The following is a 1,744-nucleotide window of genomic DNA, read 5'->3' as shown; positions in this document are numbered from 1 at the left end:
GTGCACGCCTGCATGCGCCAGCGGCCGGTCGGTGCGCACGGCGACGTCTCCGGCAGCGAAGATATGCGGGTGCGAGGGCGAGCGGTGGTGCGCGTCTACGCTCAGGAAGCCGACTCCGTCGGTGGCGATCCCGCTCGCGCGCACCCAGCCGGGCGCGGCGCTGCCAGTGGCGGCGATGATCAGGTCGGCAGGCTCGAGCGACTGCTCGCCCGCCATCAGCACACCGCCCTCGAACCGTGCATCCTCCGCGATCACCGCGACCCCCTGCCGTGCGAGGGCCTTGGCGACGCGCCGCCGCACGCCATCCGCAAAGCCCGGGAGCAGGCCGCCTGCGCCCGTCACCAGCGTCACCTCGGGGCGCGGCGTCGCGCCAGCGAGGTTGCGAAGCCCGAAGGCCAGCTCGACGCCCCCCGCCCCGCCGCCCGCGATCATCACGCGCATGAGCCCTTGCCGGGACGCGCGCAAGCCGGCGAGGCGGTCGACGAAGGCGCCGATCGGGCGCACCTCGACGATCCGCGGATCATCGCCCAGCAGCGCCGCGCCCTGCCCCACGCCGCCGGTGTCGAAGCTGGCGATGGTGAAGGCGATCTGCCGCCCGCCCGCCGTTGTGACCCGCCGCGCCTCGGGATCGAGCGCGGCGCAGCGGTCGAGCACCAGATCCACCCCTGTGCGCGCCGCCAGCGCGACAAGATCGACCAGCCCGTCATCCAGCCCATGCTGCCCCGCGAGCCAGCCCGGCACCATGCCCGAATAGCGCAAGGTCGGCTCGGGCGTCAGCAGCACCGCGCGCGCACCTTGGGGAACGCCCTGCCGGATCCAGTCCGCCAGCACCGCGACATGCGCATGCCCGCCGCCGACCAGGAGGACATCCGCCAGAGGCATGTCGGCGTCCATCCACCCCGATTCCACTCTGGACCCTGTCATCATCCGCCCTTCATTGCGCGCGGTTCATCGGCCCGCAAGCTTTGCGCGCTATCGGAGCAGGTGATACATTATTACCTCTCATTGAAATCAAATCCTCGTATCTTCGCGAATTTGCACATCTTGTCGCTTCCGGAACCGGCGCGTCGCTGGACCATTGTTCGCTTGCGGCAGGGGATGGTTGCAATGGGGGCAAGATTCATCTGCGGCGCTTCGGCCGCGGGACTTCGCAACGCTTGGACACGGGTTTCGCAACGGAAAGGCTGACATGGCAGGGGAAGGCCAAAGTTACGGCTCCAAGATCTCGCTGGTGAAGTTCTTCAGGATCTTCTTCGACATCCTGAAGCCGGAGAGCAATTTCTACTGGCTCGCAGCCGTCTATGGCATCGGCATCAGCCTGCTGAGCCTCGCCACGCCGATTTCGGTGCAGATGCTGATCAACACCATCGCCAACACCGCGCTCACCGCGCCGCTGGTGTTGCTGTCGCTGACACTGTTCGGCCTGCTCACCATCTCGGTGCTGCTCTACGCCTTGCGCGTCCACCTGATGGAGCTTTTCGCCCGCCGCTTCTATGCGCGCATGGTCGCGGAAATCGCGCTGATCTCGGTCTATGCCCAGAACCCGTTCTTCTCCGATGCCAAGAAGGGTTCGCTGTTCAACCGCTATTTCGACGTGGTCTATGTCCAGACCGCGATTCCGATCCTGATGATCGGCGGCTTCACCACGCTGCTCCAGATCGCGGTGGGGTTTGTGCTGGTGAGCCTCTATCACCCCTATTTCCTCGGCTTCACGCTGGTGATGATCGCCACCATCTGGGTGGTA

Annotated in this window: 1 protein-coding gene and 1 pseudogene; one reads left to right on the top strand and one right to left on the bottom strand. The window is 66.5% G+C overall.

Going from position 1 to position 1,744, the window contains the following annotated elements:
• Positions 1-894, bottom strand: an 894-nt coding sequence (locus C0456_RS20435) for an FAD-dependent oxidoreductase (RefSeq protein WP_291056514.1), incomplete at its 3' end; no start/stop codon positions are given.
• Positions 895-1,189: 295 nt separating this feature from the next.
• Between C0456_RS20435 and C0456_RS20430 the strand changes: the two are divergent.
• Positions 1,190-1,744, top strand: a pseudogene (locus C0456_RS20430) (ABC transporter ATP-binding protein); the annotation flags it as partial.

This window comes from Hyphomonas sp., from assembly GCF_013823385.1.
Classification (GTDB): domain Bacteria; phylum Pseudomonadota; class Alphaproteobacteria; order Caulobacterales; family Hyphomonadaceae; genus Hyphomonas.
Note: the sequence above shows the minus strand (reverse complement) of the source record. Positions and strands in the feature narration are given on the sequence as shown.